Genomic DNA, 17530 nt, shown 5'->3' with positions numbered 1-17530 from the left:
TTACTATACGTACATCGGTTACAATTATCGCTAAAAATAAATGAACGGAAATGAAACAGGTTTTCGCAGGGGGAAAAGGATTATGATGATGGCAAAAAAATATCGAAGAGAGCCGATGCCGCCGGCTTTAAGGCATACGATGGAGTTTGCTTTCGTAATTTTAGGTTCTTTCTTTGTGGCATTAGCCTTTAATGTATTTTTATTACCGAATAACATAGCATCTGGCGGTGTAGCCGGTATCAGTACAATCACAAAGGGCGTATTCGGATGGGAACCGGGGATTGTGCAATGGATACTTAATATTCCTTTATTTATTATAGGAGTAGTCATCTTAGGTAAAAATTTCGGTATTAAATCTTTTGTGGGTACGATTACGCTGCCATTATTTGTCCTGCTTACAAGTAACTTAGAACCTGCTACACCAGATCCACTGCTTGGAGCTATTTTTGGGGGTATGGGTGTAGGGCTAGGACTTGGAATTGTGTTCCGGGGCCGCGCTTCTACGGGTGGAATTGACCTAGCTGCTCAAGTGCTGCATAAATTCACTCATTTTCCGCTGGGAATTAGTGTCGCATTACTGGATGGGATGATTGTCTTAACATCAGCCCTTGTGTTTTCCCTTGAAGAAGGATTATACGCATTGATTGGGTTATTTGCCACTAGCCGAACGATCGATTTTGTACAAGTAGGCTTAAATACTTCCAAGAACGTTATGATCATTACAGAGCAGGTGGATGATGTACGCCAGGCGATTTTTAAGGAAATCGATCGGGGTGTTACCGTGTTAAGCGGTGCGGGAGGCTATACCGATCAAGAACGTCGTGTTGTGATGTGTGTTGTTCAGCAGAATGAATTCACCAAATTGACACAAACGGTAAAAGTGGTAGACCCTGGGGCGTTCGTTGTGGCTATGAATGCCACGGAAGTGCTGGGTGAGGGTTTCAAAACCGGATAGGAAGGTTATAATATTCCCATACTTAATTTTTATAGGGGGAAGCGAAATGAAAAAATTACTATTCTCTTTATTCTTCGCTATGTTACTTGTACTTGGAGCTTGCGGTGGTGGCGACGAGGGTTCATCTGAAGATAATACCTCTGAAGAACAGACCGATGAGAGCTCCCAGGAGGATTCTGGAGAATCAGCAGAGGACAGTGGTGGAGAAGGTTCTGAGAGCGGATCCGGGGACGGGACAGTTGATACGGCAGCTGCAGAGGAAGTTTATCAGAACAGCTGCGCCAGTTGTCACGGCGGTGAATTGGGTGGCGGCTTTGGCCCAGCCCTGACCGAAGTAGGAGCTAAATATGATGCAGCAAAAATTGTAGATATTATCAAAAATGGTAAAGGGCAAATGCCAGCTCAAAATCAGGTATCCGACGAAGATGCTCAATCTGTCGCGGATTGGCTCGCTACTATGGAATAACATAAAGGTTGAAAAGTCCGGCAGAGTGCCGGGCTTTTTTTTGGCTTAGCTAAATCTCCTTATTAACCTTAAAAGGTAAAGGCTGTGATGATAAAAAAAGATTAGGATTGGGTAGGATTAAACTCGTCTTATTCCTTCACCCACCCATCCACTCGATATATAAGCTGGCCATCAAGAGGATTGAACAACTCCAACCCTCTTGATGGCCAGATCTTTCTGGGCGATTACACATTCGAAACGTTCCTGTCACGCAGGGAAGTGGAAAACGGATCGTCCATCTCAAGCCCAATACCCTCCCAAATAACTTTAAATCCAGTCTTGCAGAATCGGTCCCTGAAGTTTTGAATAAGCCCCTTATAAAAAATCAATCACAACGTTTAAAGGAGCAGTCTTTCAAAGCAACTACCCAAATTGAAAAGGAAATGTAATATTTTTTGTCTAAATTTATCGAATATAAATGTTATAATAAACTTGTTTACAAGAGACGACAGGAATAACAAAAAAAAGAGACTAAGGTGATCGTCATATGATAGATATGAAAGGTGTTTATAAAACATTTCCCAATGGAGTTACGGCTCTGAACGGTCTGGATATCCAAATAGATCAAGGTGAATTCGTTTATGTAGTAGGACCAAGTGGTGCGGGTAAGTCGACATTCACGAAATTGATTTACCGGGAAGAAAAGCCTTCCAGAGGAAATGTTAATGTAATAAATATGAATACTTCAACGATGAAAGAGCGCAAGATACCCTTGCTGCGCCGCCAGATTGGCGTGGTGTATCAGGATTTCAGATTGCTCCCAAATTTAACGGTCTATGAAAATGTTGCTTTTGCCCTGGAAGTGATCGAAGAATCCAAAAAGAACATTAAGCAACGAGTGATGGAGGTATTGGATCAGGTACGCTTAAGAAACAAAGCACGTTTTATTCCTGATGAGCTGTCTGGTGGCGAACAACAGCGGGTTTCCATTGCACGTGCGATTGTAAACCGTCCGAAAATTTTAATTGCGGATGAGCCGACAGGGAACCTGGATCCCGAAACCTCATGGGAAATTATGCATATATTAGACGAAATAAATGCAGGCGGAACCACTATTTTAATGGCTACACACAGCCGGGAAATAGTGAACACAATTCCCCGTCGTGTAATTGCTATTGAGGATGGAATGGTCGTGCGAGATGAAATTCGTGGCAATTACGGGTATGAGGATTAGTTTATATTTATATGGTAGACAAAGAAAAAGCACTCCTTTAAAAAGGAGTGCTTTTTATGATGGCTCTACAGACTAAGATGGGGTCCCTTTCTCCCCTGTTGAGTAAGGGATTAGGACTTAAGGATTATGATTATTTGCTTCATTTTCTACTTGAACTAATCTCCCGGGATCAACAGCTTGAGGTCATGGTCACTGTATAAGTGCTTATTTAGTCAATCCTTTCTTTTTTTAAAGGAGAGAATGTTGTCCCAATATTTACTTTCTTGTACGGCAGTGAGCAGATGCTTTATATTCTCTGGTGTAACATTACCAATATTGCCGATCCGGAATGTGTCGTGGTCAGTAACTTTTCCAGGATAGATGACGAATCCTTTTTGCTTTAACTCTTTATAAAATGCGGCAAAAACAAACTTAGAATCATCAGGGTAGTAAAACGGTGTGATGATGGGTGATTGTTTTTCTTCTGGTAAAAGGGGCGTGAAACCTAGATCTCTCATTCCTTGGACAAGGGTATGCTGATTGGCTGTATATCAACCCCGCCCTCATTGCGCAATTCATCTAATGCATGCTTAAAAGCTCGGACGGTATGGGTGGGCGAGGTGAAGCGCCATTTACCTTCTTGTTCTTCCATGGCTCTCCACTGGTCATATATATCCAGAGAAAGGGATCGGGCCTGATGCTTGCAGCCATTCAATTTTTCTCTTTTCGCTAATACAAATCCGAATCCCGGTACTCCCTGAATACATTTATTGGCGCTGCTGATTAAGTAATCGACATCCATCCCATCTATAATCCATAGGTACCCCGCCAAAAGTGCTCATCGCATCTACAATTAAGGTACGATTGTACTGCTTTACAATAGAAGCAATTTCTTTCAGAGGGTTCATCATGCCCGTGGTCGTTTCACAATGGACGAGAGCCACGTGGGTAATCGCCGTGTCCTTTTCAAGAGCCATGGCTAGCTGAACAAGGTCAGGGTGTTCCGTCTCGCTGCATTAAAAAGGGACGGTAATAATTCCTAAACGCTCCGAAATAGTGACCATCCTTCTGCCGTAAGCTTCGTTTACAATCACAAGCAGCTTTTCGTTTTGGGGCACGATCGTCCCGATAGCAGCCTCCACACAGTATGTTCCACTTCCTTGCATAAGAACAGAAGTGTACAATGTTTCGGATAATCCCGCTATTTCCAGGAGATCACGCCGGATGGATTGGACAAGCGACTTGTAATCGTCGTCCCACGTACACCAGTCGCTAAGCATAGCTTCTTTAACTGTGTCGGTTGTGATCAGAGGACCGGGAGTCAATATAAATAGTGATCTTCCATGACTAATCTCCTTTCTTTATCTTAAATACACGCTCAGGCGTAGCTTACATGGCTAGCGTTTAACCGCTTATTAATCGTTTCGACGATTTCAGGAAGCTCAGTTATATCTTCTATTACATAGTCCGCTCCAGCATTTTTCAAAACTTGTGCGGTTTCTTTGATCTCCTGATGTAGTTGGAAAGAATCCATCGTTTCTACTTCAATTTCTGTCCGTCCGAGGATGCTGCTTCCTTTTACAACACCAACCGTCCACATTCCGGCGTTCACACCTTCTTGCATATCGCTTGTGGTATCCCCAACTTTAATCATATGAAGCATTGGATAGACATCCAGATTAATTGCGTTCTGAAAGCACATCCAAGGATAGGTGCGGCCTGCAGGAACGTCAGTGGACGTAACAATCGAATCCGGTATGTATCCTTTCTGAGCGGCTTCATGTGCGACAACTTCGATCATATCTCCCGTGTATCCTGTCGTAGAGCCGATTTTAATATTCTTATTTTTTAAGTGATCCACCACCTCGAGCACGCCTGGGATTGGATCTGCGTATTGATTCAGAATACGGAACAGCGTCGGTTCGAAATCGTCATAGAGAGCTTTGACATCTGTTTCTTCAGGATTCTTTCCAGTGAACCTCTCTCCAAGCAGTTTTAACACGGTTCATCTCGCAGATCGCACGAATGTGATCCATTTTTAATAGACCCATTGGAGCACGGGCTTCCTCATTAGTAATGGCAACTTTTCGTTTATAGAAGACTTCCATAAAAACTTGAACGGGTGCAAAACAACCGTAATTAACGGTAGTCCCAGCCCAGTCAAAAATCACACCTTTTATATAGGGGGTCATAAGTATGCATCCTTTCTTTAAGATAGTTGCGAATAGTTTTTTCTTCTCTTTACCTAGTGCTGCAGATTCAATGTAACGCTTCTTTGTAAAACTTATGTTAGCCGCAAGTTAACAATTTGTATGGTTATGTTCGGTGATTGTATATTTGTTTTTCGAATCTAGTAGAAAAAAGTATCAATATTTCCTATAATTAGATAGACATGCCTGCAAGATTAATGGCATAACTTAAAGCAGGAAGGAAACTCAGATTTACGGTACACATATACATTTGCTAGGATAGGTACATTAGGGAAATTAAAAGTAGAAGGGTGAATGCGATGAATATAAAACCGCGTTACGTAGCACTTCTCATGGTGCTTGCGGTCCTATTGGGAGCTGCCGGTTCTTATATAGGAATAGAATATTTCGCTAACGGGGAGCAGGAAAGCTCCCAGTCAGAACAATTAACCAATGCCGATCAAAACACTAACGGTCCCGGAAGTGCATCGGGGGAAGAACAGAACAAATCAACAGAAGATCAGTCGGAGAATACGGATTTAGAAAAAGTAGAGCAGGCATTCAGTACAATTAAAGAAAACTATGTGAATGAAGTAGATAAAGATAAATTGATAGAGGGTGCTGTGCAGGGCATGCTGGACACACTTGAAGATCCGTACAGCGTTTATATGGATCAGGAAACGATGAAGCAGTTTAATCAATCCATTGAATCTTCTTTTCAAGGGATCGGAGCCGAAGTAAGCATGGTTAATGACAAAGTTACCATTGTGGCTCCGATTAAAGGATCACCAGCCGAAGAAGCCGGACTGAAACCAAACGATCAAATTTTGAAAGTGGATGGAGAAAGTGTAGAGGGCCTCGATTTGTACGAAGCGGTCTTGAAAATACGTGGTGAGAAAGGCACAGAGGTTACCCTTCAGGTAGATCGTCCAGGCGTGAGTGAGCCAGTAACCATTGATATCGTCCGTGATGATATTCCGCTTGAAACGGTTTACTCCAATACGAAGGAAGTCGACGGGAAAAAAGTGGGCGTCATAGAAATTACCTCTTTCTCTGAAAAAACTTCAGAGGAATTCCACGAAGCTTTAACTAAACTGGAGAAAGATAACATGGACGGACTGGTCATAGATGTCCGTGGCAATCCAGGCGGGCTGTTTACAGATGTTCAGGAAATTTTAAAAGAATTTATTACTGACGATAAGCCTATTGTCCAAGTAGAAGACCGGAATGGGGAGAAATCCCGTTACTTCTCTGATCGCAAAGAGAAGAAAGAGTATCCAATCATAGTTTTGATGGATGAGGGTAGTGCTTCTGCTTCGGAAATCCTTGCCGCAACCATGAATGAAGCTGGAGGGTATGAGCTTGTAGGTACCAAGAGTTTCGGAAAAGGAACCGTCCAGCAAGCAATTCCGATGGGGGATGGAAGTACAATTAAACTGACCTTGTACAAATGGCTGACTCCTAACGGGAACTGGGTTCATGAAAAAGGAATTGAGCCTACGATAGAAGTGAAGCAGCCATCCTACTTCTATACGAATCCGGTCGAAATTAAAGAAGAGCTGAAGTATAATGATAATAATGAAAAAGTGAAAAACATACAAAAGATGCTGAAAGGTCTTGGATATGAACCAGGACGGACGGATGGTTATTTCAGCCAGGGTACAAAATCTGCAGTAGAAGCTTTCCAAGCTGAAAACGGACTAGAAGCTACAGGAGATGTAGACGAAAAGACGGGAGGAAAGCTGGAAGAAGCAATCGTAGAAGAAGTACGCAAGGAAGAAAATGACCGTCAAATGGATAAAGCTGTGGAGGCCCTGTTCGAGTAAACAGGGATTCCTTCTTAGTTCTGGAAATAATGTCCGTAGTCTTTGACTGCGGACTTTTTTGTTAAGATTGGAAAGGAGAATGATCTTGGAAGTCTGGATTATGGAAATCGTCAAAGGAGCGGGCCGTGTGTTTACACAGCCACTCCTTTATATAGCTATTATAATAGGTTTAATTTTAACGAGGCGCCGTATTAAAAGCGAGCGCAGGCAGTTTGGAACGCGTATTTATGATGCCTTTTCAGAATGGAGCGGTACCTTAGGCACATCTATAGCCGCTGGAGTTATTTTGTCCGTTTTTGCCGTCGGCAGCGGAATCGTTCTTTCTCTGCCACTATTGTTTCTCCTAGCCGTAGTTCTGCTGATTCTAAGTCTCCCTTTAAGATCCAACTGGTACTCTGCAGCCTATACACTTGGAGCGGCGTACCTTATCATATATTTTCTTCCATACTTACCGGAAAGTATAAAGCAGTCATCATGGGTCTCTCCTTTTGTGGACACACCGCTGATGGCTTTGCCCTTTCTCATCAGTGGGTTCTTGATTGTGGAAGGCATTCTTATGCTAAGGACGTCTTCACTATCAACTTTCCCGGAGCGGGTAATGGGAAGAAGAGGGATGTGGATTGGACAGCACCGCAGCAGAAAGCTTGCACTTATTCCGTTTTTTGCTCTATTTCCTGCTGGATCTATTGAACCGTTTGCTCCTTGGTGGCCTCTTTTTGGTATCGGTGAAGAAAGTTTTGGCCTAATTCTCATTCCTTTTTTAACCGGCTGGGAGTGGATTGCGCGTGGCCAATTACCTGTAAAGGCAGCCAAAATTGTCGGGCGCCGGACGTTTTTTTTGGCCCTTCTAGTGTTAAGTTTGGCTATAGGCAGCCTGTTTTTACCGATTTTATCCCTGGTGGCCGTAGTGCTTAGTCTTTTAGGACGTACGTGGATTCGGCTTCAGCACTTGTCAGGCGAGAAGCGCCAGCCGTTTTTCTCAGCCAGTCAGCAGGGACTCCTTATCCTTGGGATCATTCCGAAAAGCCCTGCGGCACAAATGGGCCTTTCACCCGGGGAGCTAATTATAAGAGTAAATAACAGGCAAGTACGTACGGAAAATGATTTTTATGAAGCTCTGCAGGAAAACGCAGCTTTCAATAAAATCGAAGTTCATGATGTACAGGGTGAGAACCGTTATGTTCAGCGCCCCCTCTATGAAGGTGAACATTACGAACTGGGACTGGTTTTTGTCGAACCTCCGCATCGTGAGAAATCAGTCAGTGTTTATTAGAAGTATTTTCCATATATTTGTGTTTTAGAGTAATTCTACCTTTCCGATTTCGAGGGTATAAGAAGCACTAGACACTGTGAAAATCCGAACAGGGGTTCAGATGGACCGCTTTTTTCTCTGGCGCCAGGCTGAGAAAGTCCCTAATTAATCAAGCACGGATGAAAATTATAAATGTTCTTTCAATTTAAATGAAGGTCAAAAGTCCTTACTAAAAGGGCTTTTGACTTTTTTAGTCTGAATAGTGAATTAAATTCATACAATGTAACCATCCAACAAAGTGAAAATGATTCTCAAATTCATTGACAGAGCTCTTGAATGCACATAAACTAGTAAATGAAAGAAATATTAGACACGTTTATATAAAAAGTTCTATGAAATTATAGATTACCAACAGACAGATAGAGATTTCGTAATGGGTAGAAAAAGGAGAGTTCGAGATTATGGATACACTGTTGGCTAACAACCTGACCTTGGGTTATGGGGATTCCGTCGTTATAGATTCTTTGAATATCAGCATTCCGAAAGGAAAGGTTACCGTACTCATCGGAGGTAATGGGTGTGGTAAATCTACTTTACTACGTTCAATGGCCCGCCTGCTGAAACCGAAATCAGGAGAAGTTGTGCTTGATAGTGAAGATATCTCAAAAATGCGTACAAAAGAAGTTGCAAAAAAAATGGCAATTCTCCCGCAAAGCCCTACTACTCCAGAAGGTCTAAGTGTTTATCAATTAGTTAAACAAGGGCGTTACCCTTATCAGGGTTTTGCAAAGCGCTGGTCTGAAGACGATGAGTATGCGGTGAATAAAGCGTTAGAAGATACTAATTTAATGGAATTGAAAGAGCGTACGGTTGATTCTTTATCCGGAGGACAGCGCCAGCGTGCCTGGATTGCTATGACCCTTGCTCAGAATACCGATACCCTTTTACTCGACGAGCCTACCACTTATCTTGATATGACACATCAGATTGAAATTTTGGATTTGTTATTTGACTTGAATCAGGAGAATGGACGAACTGTGGTAATGGTTCTTCATGATATCAACCTTGCCTGCCGCTATGCTGATCATATAATTGCTGTAAAAGATCAGACTGTCTATGCACAAGGGAAGCCTGAAGAAGTCATTACTTGTGATTTAATGCAGCACGTGTTTGAAATGAATTGTGATGTCAGGCAAGATCCTCTTTTTGGCACACCGATGTGCATCCCGCACGGAAAAGGCCGCTGCTTGATTAAGCAGGCACAGGCGGAAGCACAGACGCCTCAGTCAACAATTGGATAAGCTAAGAAAATGTGAGAGCAATGGAAAAACATTTCCATTGCTTTTTTTGTTTCACCTTTTTGTAGAATGGTGTAGAATTATTGTTGGGAAATGGTATGATATGTATGTTGATGCCTAATGGTATCGGTTTTACGTGAATGAGGCGATCATGCAATGGCATAAATGTGTAGCGTAAATAATCATATTGGGTATGTTATTCTAAATCTGTTAAACTATTTTAAGTTGATGACCGAAAAGGCATTGATCTTGACAAGAGATGATAGAATTGCTCAAGGATTAGATGATGTTTGATTTATTAGATTTTATGAATTGGAAGATCTGGGAACCATTACATGTACCAGATCGCTTGTTCCTATTGCGGTGCTCGGTTTAAATCAGTTATGGTGTGGGAAGGCCTTTGTACCAATTTATGGTCATTTCTGCTTAGCATGGTTAACCGGGCAGTAAAAACCAAAGAAAGCCGCGCCTCAATGTCCCAAGGGTTACTTGAGAAGAAGGAATTTTCTTCTTTGCTGTATCCCAGTTTTTTTGTGCGTACTCATAAGCTGATGAATGAGTTTGAAAAATGGTGTTTTTCGTCCGAAGCAGTGACTCTTCACAGGGGAGAAGCTTTTCATATTGGTTCACTAGCTCATTTAGCACAACGGGGAAATATGTTACACGACTGTAATTCAATGCATCCAATAGCGCCGAACAGGTTATTTCGTCAAGTGGACGGATTGATCCATTAGCTGGTTGAAGAAAAAGTAAGTAACGAATCTGTCTCTCTTTTGCTTGCTTATTGTAGAGTTTTGGATCTTATCCATAACGGATTGGACGTTGAAAAGCGTATTATACGTTTTAAACACGACAATTGGGCGTAGAGGGACTCCAGGGCGTATGATTTTCTAGAATTTGTTAGGGACCTGGGAGTCGTAGTTTTTATAAAATAAATTATATCTAAACAATCATTAAACTTTTGAAAATTCCTTTTGAAAAATGTTTAATAGGGTATGGAATATTATCTATACTTTCATGGGACGTAGATAGAGAATATTAGCTTATTACATAAGGTAATAAAAAAGCGTCTTACATTCAAGAAAGGAAATTTAAGGAGGAAAAGTAGTGGAGGAAATCGTTTATTTGGCTATTTTTGCAGTGATAGTCCTAGTCATTGGTTTGAGAGAAAAATCATCTCATGACCGGAATTTGAAAAAAATCCCTACCCGTATTCTGGTTAATGGAATACGAGGGAAATCCACGGTTACCCGTCTTATCATGGGAATTTTGAAGGAAGATGGCAGAAGGGTAGCCGGTAAGACCACAGGAACTTCCGCCCGTATGTTCTACTGGGATCAGGAAGAAGAGGAGCCAATTGTCAGAAGTCTGCAAGGACCTAACATTAGTGAGCAGAAGACAATGGCGAAAAGAGTGGTAAAGCGAAGAGCGGATGCTTTTGTCAGTGAGTGTATGGCGGTAAATCCAGAGTATCAAAGGATTTTCCAACAGCGCCTCGTCAAAGCAAATATCACAGTGATTGCTAACGTAATTGAAGACCATATGGATGTTATGGGGCCAACTTTGGATGACATTGCGGAAGCCTTTAGTTCCACTATTCCCCATAATGGACATGTAGTAATCCCTGATACACCATACAAAGGTTATTTTGAGAAAATAGCCCGACGCCGTAATTCAAAAGTTGTAGTTGCGGATGAAAGTCTGTTCGAAGAAGAATATTTAAAGAAATTCCCGTTCATGATCTTCCCTCAGAACGCGGCACTTTCGCTTGCCGTTGCTGACATTCTGGAAATTGACCGGGAAGTAGCCCTTCGAGGCATGCTGAGTGCACCTGTCGACCCTGGTGCTATGCGTGTGCACAGATTCGGTAAAAAACGTGCTCCTAAGTACTTCTTTAATGGATTTGCTGCGAACGATATCACCTCCACCTTAAACATTTGGGAACGAATTCAGGAATTGGATTACCCTACGGAGGAAAAGACCGTCATTATGAACTGCCGTAGCGACCGAGTCGAACGTACGATTGATTTTGCTGAGAGAGTACTGCCGCATATTGACATGGATAACCTGATTGTAATGGGAGAAACCGTAGATCCTGTTATAAACGCCTATAATGAGGGCAGCATATCGGCTTCGAACCTGATCAACTTGGAGAATAAGTCTGCAGAAGTTATTGTAGAACACTTGCAAGACCTGCCTGGTAATAGTGTCATTTATGGAATAGGAAATATTGTAGGTGGAGGAGAAGAATTGGCAGCTGCGATTCAGGACCTTGAAATCGTGCCTTCTCTATCAGACTATCAAACAAGCTGGGAAGAAGAAGAAAGCCATACCATCACAGAAGAAGCTTATGAAGAAAGAACTCTTCAAACAAATAAGTAAAGTGAAATACCGCTAAAGGAGTTGGAGTTGTCGTGTTCGGTACAGATTTATATATTGCAATAGTTGTAGGTGTGTTATTGAGTTTATTATACTCTGAGAAAACAGGGGTAGTACCAGCTGGTTTGGTCGTCCCGGGATATGTAGCTTTGATTTTTGATCAGGTTATGTATGTATTAGTAGTAGGATTAATTAGTTTATTAACGTATTTAATAGTTTCACAGGTGCTTTCTAGATTTACTGTGCTTTATGGACGTCGTAAATTTGCGGCTATGCTTACAGTGGGTGTTTTGATGAAGATGTCAATGGACTATCTGTATCCGCTAACCCCATTTCCTACGATGGAACTCCGGGGGATAGGGGTTATTGTGCCGGGACTTATAGCGAATTCGATCCAAAAACAGGGAGTACTTCCTACCTTTAGTGCTACATTTGTCATTGCCTTCCTTACGTTTGTGGCCATTACAGTTTATAACTTGATTTAGAGGAGCATTTTTTATGAACGAGAATGATATAAAGTACAAAATGAAAGTATGGACTAAAAAGCACAAGAAAAAAGCTGCCCCCCACTCGCTCATTGTTGCGGCTCTACTGGCTATTCCTTTTTTTGGCCATGAATGGATCGACCGACCACCAATGCCAGGGGATACAAGACCAGATGATGTGGAGTATAGGGTATCGATGGTGGGCGATATGATGCTTGGCCGGCACGTCCGTGAAGCTGCTGAAAGAAGTGGTGAGCCGATTGGCCGAGTGTTTGAATATGTAGAGCCTTATATTGAAGAATCGGATCATACAACAGGTAACTTTGAAAACCCAGTTATTGATGCGGATAATCCTCAAGTAAAAGATACCATGGAGGACTTCGAGCTGCGTAATAAAGCTATTCACTTATATTCCGACAAAGGAGCAGGAGAAGCTGTGGCGAAGGCCGGCTTTGATTCTGTGAATTTGGCTAATAACCATACGATGGACTATGGAAGTCTATCTCTGGAGGAAACTATTAAGAATATGGGGCCTCTGGATATAGACTTACTCGGGATAGGGAAAGCTTTGGACCCTTCTGAAGATCTTTTTCCTGAAGAAGAGAAGCATACGGATGCTGGTAAAATTCACTATTATGAAGCAAATGGCCGAACGATAGCCATCCTTGGTTTTACGGATGTTTATGTACAAGGATATAGTGCAAATGAATACGTCGGAGGGGTTCTCACCGGTTCTGGACTGGGCGTTTTGCAAAAACGCATTCGAGAAGCGAATGAAAACGCCGATGTGGTTATGGTGCATTCCCACTGGGGGGATGAATACGCAGGAGGCACGAGCCAGGAGCAGGAGACTTTATCCTACCTAATGACGGATATGGGAGCTGATGTCATCATTGGACACCATCCCCACGTGCTTGAGCCTGTCACGCGTGTGCAAGTTGAAGGTGACCCGAACAACCCTCAGGATAATGGAAACACAGCGATTGTTATGAATAGTCTTGGTAACTTCGTTTTTGACCAGGGATGGACAAGAACCAGGGATTCGACTATGGCTCAAATGGACTTTCTAACAGATGGTGGAGCTGAGCTCTCCTTTGTACCCATGCAAATTTCCGATACACGTCCACGGGAAACGAATGGACTCTTGAAGCCTTTAAGAGACTTCCGTATTTTCCGAACGCTTCGTAAGGAGTTGGACAATGAGTACTGGCGCATGGAAGATGACCGATTAGTTATTGATTTGAAAAAAGCTGGAGTAATAGAAGGATAGGAGGGCTGGTGCCTTGAATTATTTGAAAATCACGTACACCATTGCCGCGATTGTCTTTATCGGCCTGGTTGGATGGAATTTTTATTTTGAAGAAGAATTCGACCAGTTTCGTGAACCTTATACGGTAGAAGATCGATCAGAAACAGTTGAAGTAAGCAACGCAGACGGTGAAAATGCTTCTAAAGTTTACGGCGTAAGTGCTGTTCACCCGCTTGCGGTAGAAGCTGGAATGAAGGTGTTGGACGAAGGCGGTAACGCAGCAGAAGCAGCAATCGCTGTATCGTTTGTTCTAAATGTTGTTGAACCTTACGGATCAGGAATGGGTGGCGGCGGCCAGATGATTGTACATGAACCTGGCGAAGGTGCTAAAACCTACGACTATAGAGAAGCTGCGCCTCAAAGCGGTGCGAGACCTGATAGAGATATAGCGGTGCCCGGATTTGTTAAAGGGATGGGTGCCATTTATGAGGATTACGGTAGTAATATGGATTGGAGCACGCTGCTAGATGACGCAGTGACACATAGTGAAGATGGCGTGAAAGTTGGCCGGATCTTTCACGAACAGCTTCAAAACTCCAGAAGATTTATCCAAAGCGGAAATGAAGATCCCGCGGTATCTAATAAGTTTTATCCAGAAGGTCGGGCATTAGAGATGAATAAAACACTGATACAGGATGAACTGGCAAACACGCTTAAAACGCTTCAGGAAAACGGACCGCAAGCATTTTACCAAGGTGAAATAGCTGAGAAGATTAAACAACAGGTCAACTTCGGACCTAATGACCTGGCATCTTATGAAGTTGAGGAGCGTGTGGCTCCTTCAGGTGACTTTAAAGGTCAACAAGTTTATGCAGGATCTTCACCAACTTCCGGTATTATTGTTATTCAGGCTCTTCAAATGCTTGAAACATTAGAAAATAATTTGGAAGAAGTACTGCGCACAGAATTTGAAAATGAAAATGGAGAACTTCCTGCCTTTTTAGCTGGAAACATGCCAGAAAATATGCAGGAGGTTGTAAATCAGCCTCAGTATAAAGATATTTACATTCACCTAGTGAACAAGATAGTGAATCGAGTTTATTCCGATCGTGTTCATACACTTGGTGATCCTAAGTTTGTGGATATAAATCAGGAGAATCTTACGTCTGAAAGTTATTCTAAGGAACTATTTGAAGAAGAATTTGATGTAGGTGGGCAGGAGCTTACCAGTTCATCTGAAATTCTTACTTCCCCTGGCGAAAAAGCAGATTCTAGAAATACCACACATTTTGTCGTAGTGGATAAGAATGGCATGATGGTCTCTGCCACAAACTCACTCGGGAAATTCTTTGGTTCTGGACGCTATATAGAAGGGTTCTTTATGAACCATCAGATGAGCAACTTTGACACCGTAGATGGCGCTATGAACGATTATGAGCCTGGTAAGAGGCCTCGTTCTTTCGTATCTCCATTAGTCTTTGCGGAAAACGGGCGTGCCGTTCTTGGAATTGGCTCTCCGGGGGGATCAAGGATTCCTGCTATGCTTCTTCAGGCTCTAATTCAGTACGAATATGGAGTGACGGAGGAAGGCGAGAAACTTACACTTCAACAAGCCATTAGCCGTTCACGGTTCTATACAGAAGATAATGTTGTCCACTTGGAAAACATGGTGGATCAAGGAGCTGTAAACCGTTTGAGAAGTGAAATGGATTATTCTGTCATCACCCATGACTCTCCCGTTTTCTATGGAGGCATCCAGGGTCTTGGTATTCGTACAAATGAGGACGTGACCCAGATGTATGGCGGTGGAGATCCGAGACGTCTTGGAACATGGAAAATTGCCAATGATTCTGGTAATTAATGAAAAAGAGTAGCTGAGTAAATCAAGCCCACCTTTTGTTGTAAGGTGGGCTTTTTCTTGAAATACAGTTGTCATTTTCCTATACTTTCTGTTTTATAGTTACAGCTTGTCAGAAGAGTATGAAACAAGCAGAAGGGGGAGGTGATGAAATGAATACACTTCATCACGGATACTGGACTTTTTTTGTAAGCCGAAAACATAAGCACACCGGATGGTTTATATTTGGAAGTATTTTACCGGATATTGTTTATTATGTGATGTTTTTATATTTATGTATTTCTCGTAATGCTTGGCAGGTCTTAAATGATCCTGCCCCTTTACGATCACTTTTTGGCATAGTTCACGATTTATTTGACCATCCAGTGGTGAGTATTCTTCGACAGGCTGGTCATTCTATGTTTATATGGACCGTGGTATTTGCTATAATCCTCGTTTGGAAGGGGCATAAGCTCACGAAATGGACTGCTCTAATCTATGGGTGGCTTGGGCACGTAGTTATCGATCTGCTCACTCATGTAGAGGATGCCGTTCCTTTATTTTATCCAGTCAGCTCATATGTTTTCAGAAGCAAGGTATCTTATTGGGATAATGAACATTACGCTGGAATCTTCTCTTTGATTAATACCCTGCTCATTCTACTCTCTCTTATTTATTTAATTGTGAAGAAAATCCGAAAAAAGCGTTCGTTCACAAAAAGTTCATGAGCATGATGGGGTTTATCATTCTCTATTATTCGACTTTCATGATATGATTTTATATGAATGCTTCAATGTATTGACGATCGTCATTATATATAGAGAAAGGGTAAGACGATGAAGAAATTTTCAATTTTAACTACGTTTGTTACGTTCCTCGCTCTTATTCTTGGAAATCTTGTTGTGGCGACAAATTCCGGGGATGCGTGCGGAACGTCATGGCCATTCTGTAATGGTTCAGTCATACCTGATTTTACTGATTATCACGTTCTTATAGAATATTCACACCGTTTAATGGTTCCTTTACTCGCCATGCTTACTTTCATCAATGCAGTCGGTGCAATATTTAAACACCGTAAGCGGAGGTCCGTGCTTATTCTAGCCATATTGAGTCTGGGCTTGCTGGTATTTCAGTCATTAGTTGGAGGTTTCAATGTTTTGCTGGGTACGCCTCCAGGTTTCACAACGCTTGATGTTACGTTCAGTCAAATTCTATTGATTGTACTTGTCCTCTTAAGCTATAGTCTTCATGAGAAGAAAATTGAGCTGGAACGGACAAGCTGGTCCACTATATCCATGAGCTACAGAACGTTTATAATAGGTTTCAGTATCTATGTCATGCAAGTAATTCTAGGAGCTTTTTTCAAACACAGTCGTGCAAGTAATGTCATGCTCGATATACCCGCAGTCGAATATCTGATCAGAAGTGAATCGATTGCTAACATGGTTTATTCTCTTCACTGGGTAGCAACAATCGTGATTTTAGTAGCAGCGGTATGGTTCGTTATATACGCTTCTAAATTTAAATATCATGTAACTTTATCTTGGCTCTATCTTTTTTCACTGCTATTGAATGCAGTTGTAGGATTCGTGATTGTGGTAACCGGCAACGTAGTGGTAGCCTCATCTATTCACATGATTCTTTCAACGGTCACAATGGTTATTGGTGCAAGCATTTTGGGCGGTTACTGGTTCAAGCTGCAAAAGAAACGTATTTAACTTATTAAAAAACCTCGCTGTAACAGCGAGGTTTTTTCAATAGAGCTCTTCTTCATCAAAAAGAAAAACATTTTCTATTGGTTCCCGGAATTGATAAGCAATTTTAGCAGCTAATTTGAGAGAAGGGTTATATTCTCCTCTTTCAAGGAAAACGATAGTCTCCCTTCTCACATGGACCATTCGTGCAAGATCCGCTTGCGTTAAGTCATGCCTGGCTCGAAATTCTTTTATCCGTGTTCTCATTCCATCGTTCCGCTCTGTTTTTTAATCTTTAACCACGAAAATGCTAAAAGGAAGACCATACTCCCGAGGCCGATTATTAGTAGGTCGTCTGTTTGAAAATATTTTTTAAATGCGAACAAGACGATCCATAGAAATAAAGAATAAAAATATGCGTGCCCCGCAGCGAAGAGTTTAAGCTTTTTCGAACGTTCGTCATTAAAAGGAATCCCGATCTTCATCTCCTTATAAAGGGAGAATATCACTTTCCCTAAGATAATTATAGCAATAGTTAAAACCAGTAATGATAGTAACATTGCTTGCCCTGCGCTTTATTGAGGCTCTAAAATATTTGTTGGGGTAGATAAAAATTTAGTATAAAAAAACACGCAAGCTCCAATCTTTACTACACTTGAATTGACGAGAAACAAGCAGAAAAGGAGTTGCGTGTACGTGTATTCTAAC

At 41.9% G+C, this 17530-nt stretch carries 14 protein-coding genes and 2 pseudogenes; 13 read left to right on the top strand and 3 right to left on the bottom strand.

Annotation, left to right across the window (positions count from 1 at the left end):
• Positions 1-115 precede the first annotated feature (115 nt).
• The 4 genes from ACTWPM_RS17660 (at position 116) to ACTWPM_RS17645 (ending at position 2834) form a co-directional block, all read left to right on the top strand.
• Entirely contained in the window at positions 116-955 is an 840-nt protein-coding gene (locus tag ACTWPM_RS17660; RefSeq protein WP_443134341.1) for a YitT family protein, read from the top strand.
• A gap of 46 nt (positions 956-1001) precedes the next feature.
• On the top strand, positions 1002-1421 hold the full coding sequence (gene cccB, locus ACTWPM_RS17655) for a cytochrome c551 (protein WP_443134310.1): 420 nt from the start codon (positions 1002-1004) through the stop codon (positions 1419-1421).
• Between the two features lie 526 nt (positions 1422-1947).
• Positions 1948-2634 carry a cell division ATP-binding protein FtsE gene (gene ftsE / locus ACTWPM_RS17650; protein WP_443134309.1) on the top strand — a complete coding sequence of 229 codons (687 nt, stop codon included), beginning with the start codon at positions 1948-1950 and terminating at the stop codon, positions 2632-2634.
• Positions 2635-2690: 56 nt separating this feature from the next.
• Positions 2691-2834: a hypothetical protein gene (locus ACTWPM_RS17645; RefSeq protein ID WP_443134308.1), complete on the top strand. Its 144-nt coding sequence runs from the start codon at positions 2691-2693 to the stop codon at positions 2832-2834.
• A 12-nt stretch (positions 2835-2846) separates the two neighbouring features.
• On the opposite strand, the pseudogene ACTWPM_RS17640 reads toward ACTWPM_RS17645, so the two are convergent.
• Both ACTWPM_RS17640 and phnX read right to left on the bottom strand, forming a co-directional pair.
• Positions 2847-3958, bottom strand: a pseudogene (locus ACTWPM_RS17640) (2-aminoethylphosphonate--pyruvate transaminase).
• 33 nt (positions 3959-3991) lie between these two features.
• Positions 3992-4805: pseudogene (gene phnX / locus ACTWPM_RS17635) on the bottom strand (phosphonoacetaldehyde hydrolase).
• A gap of 317 nt (positions 4806-5122) precedes the next feature.
• Here phnX and ACTWPM_RS17630 point away from each other — a divergent pair.
• The 9 genes from ACTWPM_RS17630 to ACTWPM_RS17590 all read left to right on the top strand — a co-directional run bounded on the left by ACTWPM_RS17630 (position 5123) and on the right by ACTWPM_RS17590 (position 16846).
• Complete coding sequence (locus ACTWPM_RS17630) at positions 5123-6628, top strand: S41 family peptidase (protein ID WP_443134307.1); 1506 nt, start codon at positions 5123-5125, stop codon at positions 6626-6628.
• Between the two features lie 85 nt (positions 6629-6713).
• On the top strand, positions 6714-7901 hold the full coding sequence (locus ACTWPM_RS17625) for a PDZ domain-containing protein (RefSeq protein ID WP_443134306.1): 1188 nt from the start codon (positions 6714-6716) through the stop codon (positions 7899-7901).
• Positions 7902-8341: 440 nt separating this feature from the next.
• Positions 8342-9181 carry an ABC transporter ATP-binding protein gene (locus ACTWPM_RS17620; protein WP_443134305.1) on the top strand — a complete coding sequence of 280 codons (840 nt, stop codon included), beginning with the start codon at positions 8342-8344 and terminating at the stop codon, positions 9179-9181.
• A gap of 1104 nt (positions 9182-10285) precedes the next feature.
• On the top strand, positions 10286-11560 hold the full coding sequence (pgsB, locus tag ACTWPM_RS17615) for a poly-gamma-glutamate synthase PgsB (RefSeq protein ID WP_443134304.1): 1275 nt from the start codon (positions 10286-10288) through the stop codon (positions 11558-11560).
• Positions 11561-11592: 32 nt separating this feature from the next.
• Positions 11593-12042, top strand: coding sequence for a poly-gamma-glutamate biosynthesis protein PgsC (gene pgsC, locus ACTWPM_RS17610; protein WP_014644287.1), 450 nt, complete (start codon positions 11593-11595; stop codon positions 12040-12042).
• A gap of 13 nt (positions 12043-12055) precedes the next feature.
• A complete protein-coding gene (locus ACTWPM_RS17605) occupies positions 12056-13312 on the top strand; it encodes a CapA family protein (protein WP_443134303.1) in 1257 nt (418 codons plus the stop codon).
• Positions 13313-13325: 13 nt separating this feature from the next.
• Positions 13326-15152 (top strand): gamma-glutamyltransferase family protein, encoded by a 1827-nt coding sequence (locus tag ACTWPM_RS17600; RefSeq protein WP_443134302.1) that lies wholly within the window; start codon positions 13326-13328, stop codon positions 15150-15152.
• A gap of 149 nt (positions 15153-15301) precedes the next feature.
• Entirely contained in the window at positions 15302-15856 is a 555-nt protein-coding gene (locus tag ACTWPM_RS17595; protein ID WP_443134301.1) for a hypothetical protein, read from the top strand.
• A gap of 108 nt (positions 15857-15964) precedes the next feature.
• Entirely contained in the window at positions 15965-16846 is an 882-nt protein-coding gene (locus ACTWPM_RS17590) for a COX15/CtaA family protein (RefSeq protein WP_443134300.1), read from the top strand.
• Between the two features lie 36 nt (positions 16847-16882).
• Here the strand turns inward: ACTWPM_RS17590 and ACTWPM_RS17585 are convergent, their stop codons facing one another.
• Entirely contained in the window at positions 16883-17089 is a 207-nt protein-coding gene (locus tag ACTWPM_RS17585; protein ID WP_443134299.1) for a helix-turn-helix transcriptional regulator, read from the bottom strand.
• Between the last annotated feature and the right edge of the window lie 441 nt (positions 17090-17530).

This window comes from Halobacillus sp. K22 (assembly GCF_052246795.1).
Classification (GTDB): domain Bacteria; phylum Bacillota; class Bacilli; order Bacillales; family Halobacillaceae; genus Halobacillus.
This window is presented reverse-complemented; position numbering and strand designations above follow the sequence as displayed.